The sequence below is a fragment of the Acidovorax sp. KPB24-07 genome, assembly GCF_057543315.1.
In genome coordinates this window covers 1-4,731 of the sequence record NZ_BAAJYS010000267.1, presented here as the reverse complement: position 1 = coordinate 4,731, position 4,731 = coordinate 1, and the positions used below count along the sequence as shown (strand labels likewise).

General features: G+C 67.9%; 4 protein-coding genes and 1 pseudogene. 3 read left to right on the top strand and 2 right to left on the bottom strand.

The features are described from left to right. Nucleotides 1-51: 51 nt before the first annotated feature. Nucleotides 52-432 carry a TfoX/Sxy family protein gene (locus AC27IQ_RS18970; protein WP_487090398.1) on the bottom strand — a complete coding sequence of 127 codons (381 nt, stop codon included), beginning with the start codon at nucleotides 430-432 and terminating at the stop codon, nucleotides 52-54. A gap of 331 nt (nucleotides 433-763) precedes the next feature. Here AC27IQ_RS18970 and adh point away from each other — a divergent pair, with 331 nt between their 5' ends. The 3 genes from adh (at nucleotide 764) to AC27IQ_RS18955 (ending at nucleotide 3,856) form a co-directional block, all read left to right on the top strand. Continuing rightward, a complete protein-coding gene (adh, locus tag AC27IQ_RS18965; RefSeq protein ID WP_487090397.1) occupies nucleotides 764-2,284 on the top strand; it encodes an aldehyde dehydrogenase in 1,521 nt (506 codons plus the stop codon). Nucleotides 2,285-2,393: 109 nt separating this feature from the next. Beyond that, complete coding sequence (gene adhP, locus AC27IQ_RS18960; protein WP_487090396.1) at nucleotides 2,394-3,428, top strand: alcohol dehydrogenase AdhP; 1,035 nt, start codon at nucleotides 2,394-2,396, stop codon at nucleotides 3,426-3,428. 5 nt (nucleotides 3,429-3,433) lie between these two features. Continuing rightward, nucleotides 3,434-3,856 (top strand): DUF779 domain-containing protein, encoded by a 423-nt coding sequence (locus AC27IQ_RS18955; RefSeq protein WP_284406404.1) that lies wholly within the window; start codon nucleotides 3,434-3,436, stop codon nucleotides 3,854-3,856. On the opposite strand, the pseudogene AC27IQ_RS18950 reads toward AC27IQ_RS18955, so the two are convergent. Next, nucleotides 3,831-4,731, bottom strand: a pseudogene (locus AC27IQ_RS18950) (sigma 54-interacting transcriptional regulator); the annotation flags it as partial. The gene AC27IQ_RS18955 and the pseudogene AC27IQ_RS18950 overlap by 26 nt on opposite strands.

Sequence of the window (4,731 nt, the reverse complement as noted above, 5' to 3'; positions counted from 1 at the left end):
TTTGATTGCCCTGGTAGCTATCAAATCAATAGCACCGGACGGCGCGGTGGCTCACCGCCCCTTTTTGTCCACCGAACCACCCGGCCTGCGGCTGGCCGCCGGCCCCGGCCGGGAAGCCGACCGCAGGGCGGCCTCCCAGGCCCGGCTGGCCCACTCCACCGCTTCGGCCGGGCCTTCGTACATTTCCGCCGGGGCCTGCCGGTACGACAGCGCCACCGGGCGGCCATGGCGCTCGTAGACGAAAGGCTGCAGGCCACGGGCGTCGAACACCGGCGCGGTGAGCGCATCGGCCTTGAGGTACAGCGCATCGTTCACCACCAGCGCCAGCATGCGGCCTTCGTGGAAGACGCCCCAGCCGCCGAACATGCGCCGCAAGCGGACGGAGCCCCAAGGCGCGAAGACCCCGGGCAGTTCCTGGGCGAAGGCACTCACGGGAGCGGAAGGCGGCTTTTTCATCGGGGTGACGTGCGGAGGTCGAATGGGGAACCCGTCCATTGTGCGGGTCCGGCGTTGTTCCACATCGACCCGCCAAGTGTTCCGCAACGGAACACCCGTTGCGCCACGGGGCACTCCAGCGCTCGATGCGGCCTTGAAGCGATCAAAGAGCAATCGACCACCACCGCTTGATCTGCTTGGTTTGCCTGCTATTCATTTTGAAGGTTGGCCTGCCCTGACCCAGCTGGCACGTGCATTGCGCCAACACAGAGGCCCGCGCCACCCCGGTGGCGTGGAACACCCCAACCGACCACAGGAGACATGCACCATGAACATGGCAGAAATCGCCAGCCTCGGCATCGCCAACCCTTACAAGAAGCAGTACGGCAACTACATCGGCGGGCAGTGGGTGCCGCCCGTCGACGGCCAGTATTTCGAGAACACCTCGCCCATCAACGGCCAGGTGTTCACCTCCATCCCCCGCTCCAACGACAAGGACATCAACGCTGCACTGGATGCCGCCCACAAGGCCAAGGCCGCCTGGGGCAAGACCTCCACCACCGACCGGGCGAACGCCCTGCTGAAGATCGCCGACCGCATGGAAGCCAACCTGCTCACCATCGCGGTGGCCGAGACGCTGGACAACGGCAAGCCGCTGCGCGAGACCATGGCCGCCGACATTCCCCTGACCATCGACCACTTCCGCTACTTCGCGGGCTGCATCCGCGCGCAGGAAGGCGGCATCAGCGAGATCGACCACGAAACCATGGCCTACCACTTCCACGAGCCGCTGGGCGTGGTGGGGCAGATCATTCCGTGGAACTTCCCGATCCTCATGGCGGTATGGAAGCTCGCACCGGCCCTGGCCGCCGGCAACTGCGTGGTGCTCAAGCCCGCCGAGCAGACGCCCGCCTCCATCCTCGTGCTGCTGGAACTGGTGGGCGACCTGCTGCCGCCCGGCGTGGTCAACGTGGTGAACGGGTTCGGCCTGGAAGCCGGCAAGCCGCTGGCCAGCAGTCCGCGCATCGCAAAAATAGCCTTCACGGGCGAGACCACCACGGGCCGGCTCATCATGCAGTACGCCAGCCAGAACATCATTCCCGTGACGCTGGAGCTGGGCGGCAAGAGCCCCAATGTGTTCTTCGAAGACGTGATGGCGGCCGACGATGGCTTCTTCGACAAGGCGCTGGAAGGCTTTGCGATGTTCGCGCTCAACCAGGGCGAGGTCTGCACCTGCCCCAGCCGCGCGCTGGTGCAGGAATCGATCTACGACCAGTTCATGGAACGCGCCCTGAAGCGCGTGGCGGCCATCAAGCAGGGCCACCCGCTGGACAAGGCCACCATGATCGGCGCGCAGGCCTCGCAGGAGCAGCTCGAAAAGATCCTCTCGTACCTGGACCTGGGCAAGCAGGAGGGCGCGCAGTGCCTGATCGGCGGCGAGCGCAACCACCTGGACGGCGACCTGGCCGGCGGCTACTACGTGAAGCCCACGGTGTTCAAGGGCCACAACAAGATGCGCATCTTCCAGGAGGAGATCTTCGGCCCCGTGCTGTCGGTGACCACCTTCAAGACCGAGGAAGAGGCGCTGGAGATCGCCAACGACACGCTCTACGGCCTGGGCGCCGGCGTGTGGAGCCGCGACGGCGCACGCGCCTTCCGCATGGGCAAGGGCATCCAGGCCGGGCGCGTGTGGACCAACTGCTACCACCAGTACCCTGCGCACGCGGCCTTCGGCGGCTACAAGCAGTCGGGCATCGGCCGCGAGAACCACAAGATGATGCTGGACCACTACCAGCAGACCAAGAACCTGCTGGTGAGCTACTCGCAGGCGCCGCTGGGCTTCTTCTGATCGCTTGATCTGCATCAGCCCAGCCACCGGGTGTCGGGCCTACCGTGAAGGCCCGACACCCCGTTGAACCCGCTGCACATCCGCTGCAGACGAAAGGATTTCCCCACCCATGACCGCCAAGACCATGAAGGCCGCTGTCGTTCGCACATTCGGCCAGCCGCTCACCATCGAGGAAGTGCCCGTGCCCACGCCTTCGGACGACCAGATCCTCGTGAAAATCGAGGCCTCCGGCGTGTGCCACACCGACCTGCACGCCGCCGAAGGCGACTGGCCCGTCAAGCCGAACCCGCCGTTCATCCCGGGCCATGAAGGCGTGGGCTTCGTGGCCGGCGTCGGCAAGAACGTCAAGCACGTGAAGGAAGGCGACCGCGTGGGCGTGCCCTGGCTGCACTCGGCGTGCGGCTACTGCACGCATTGCATGGGCGGCTGGGAGACGCTGTGCGAATCGCAGAGCAACACCGGCTATTCGGTCAACGGCGGCTTTGCCGACTACGCCCTGGCCGACCCGAACTTCGTGGGCCACCTGCCCAAGGACATCGGCTTCGTGGACATCGCGCCGGTGCTGTGCGCCGGCGTCACGGTGTACAAGGGCCTCAAGGTGACCGACACCAAGCCCGGCGACTGGGTCGTCATCTCGGGCATCGGCGGCCTGGGCCACATGGCCGTGCAGTACGCCAAGGCCATGGGCCTGAACGTGGCCGCCGTGGACGTGGAAGACGACAAGCTCGACCTCGCCAGGCAGCTGGGTGCGAGCGTGACGGTGAACGCCAAGACCACCGACCCCGCCGCCTACCTGCAAAAGGAGATCGGCGGTGCCCACGGTGCGCTGGTGACCGCCGTGTCGCCCAAGGCCTTCGAGCAGGCCCTGGGCATGGTTCGGCGCGGCGGCACGGTGGCGCTCAACGGGCTGCCGCCCGGCAACTTCCCCCTGCCGATCTTCGACATGGTGCTGCGCGGCGTGACGGTGCGCGGCTCCATCGTGGGCACGCGGCTCGACCTGCAGGAGTCGCTCGATTTCGCCGCGCGCGGCCAAGTGAAGGCCACCGTGGCCACGGAGAAGCTCGAGAACATCAACGACGTGTTCGACCGCATGCGCCAGGGGCAGATCCAGGGGCGCATCGTGCTGGACATGGCAACGGCCTGATCCCCATGAACACGCCGGCCGCCCCCTCCACACCGGTACCCGCCCCGGAGACCGGGCCTGTGGGCCGCGTCTCGGCCACGCCGGCGGCCGTCGCGCTCATCGAGCGCTTGGTCGCGCAGCACGGCCCGCTCATGTTCCACCAGTCGGGGGGGTGCTGCGACGGCAGCGCGCCGATGTGCTTCGCGCTGGGGGAGTTTCTGCTGGGCGATTCGGACGTGCTGCTGGGCGAGATCGCGGGCACGCCCTTCTACATGAGCCGCTCGCAGTTTGCCTACTGGGAGCACACGCACCTCATCATCGATGCGGTGCCCGGCAACGGCGGCATGTTCTCGCTGGAACGGCCCACGGGCCTGCGTTTTCTCACACGGTCGCGGCTGTACAGCGACGCGGAATGGGAGGCCGTCAGCGCGCTCGGGCCGCCGGCTTGAAAGGCTCGGGCCCGCCTGCGGCCTGCGCCGCCTTGAGGTGACGGTACACGGTGTTGCGCGACACGCCCAGCGCACGCGCCGCGGCCGATACATTGCCGCCGTGGGCCGTTAGCGCCTGCGCCAGGGCAGCAGCGGTGGTATCGCCCAGGCGCGGCACGGCAACGGGGCTGTGTGCCAACGCATGCTCGCCCGGCAAGGCCCAGGCCCCGGCCAGGGCCGGGGCAGGCCCTCCTGCATTGACTGCCGTGCCGTTGGCATGCGCCAGCAGCAGGTCGCAATCCTCCAGGAAGTCCTCGGGCAGATGCGCCCGCTGGATCACCCCGGCGTCGCCCCGCGCCATCAGCGCCGCGGTGCGCAGCACGCTGCTCAACTGGCGCAGGTTGCCCGGCCAGGCATGCGCGGCGAACAGCGCCATGGCCTCGGGCGCGACGCGCGGCACCGCGCTGGCGGGGGCGTCGGCCTGCGCACGCAGGATGCGCTCGACGATCACGGCCAGATCGGTGCGCTCACGCAGCGCGGGCAGCCGCACGACGAGCCCGTTCAGCCGGTAATACAGGTCGTCGCGGAAGGTGCCCTGCGCCATCATCTCGCGCAGGTTGCGGTGCGTGGCGCAGACCACGGCCACGTCCACCGGCACCTGCCGCACCCCACCCAGCGGCGAAACGCTGCGCTCCTGCAGCACGCGCAGCAAGCCGGGCCTGCATCGACAGCGGCATGTCGCCGATCTCGTCGAGGAACAGCGTGCCGCCATGGGCCTGCACGATCTTGCCGGGATGGCCCTTGCGCCGTGCGCCGGTGAAGGCGCCTTCGTCGTAGCCGAACAGCTCGGACTCGATCAGCGTCTCGGGAATCGACGCGCAGTTGACCGCCACGAA

Coding starts and splice junctions, on each gene's coding strand:
- adhP (WP_487090396.1), top strand. CDS start 2,394: ATGACCGCCAAGACCATGAAGGCCGCTGTCGTTCGCACATTCGGCCAG.
- AC27IQ_RS18955 (WP_284406404.1), top strand. CDS start 3,434: ATGAACACGCCGGCCGCCCCCTCCACACCGGTACCCGCCCCGGAGACC.
- adh (WP_487090397.1), top strand. CDS start 764: ATGAACATGGCAGAAATCGCCAGCCTCGGCATCGCCAACCCTTACAAG.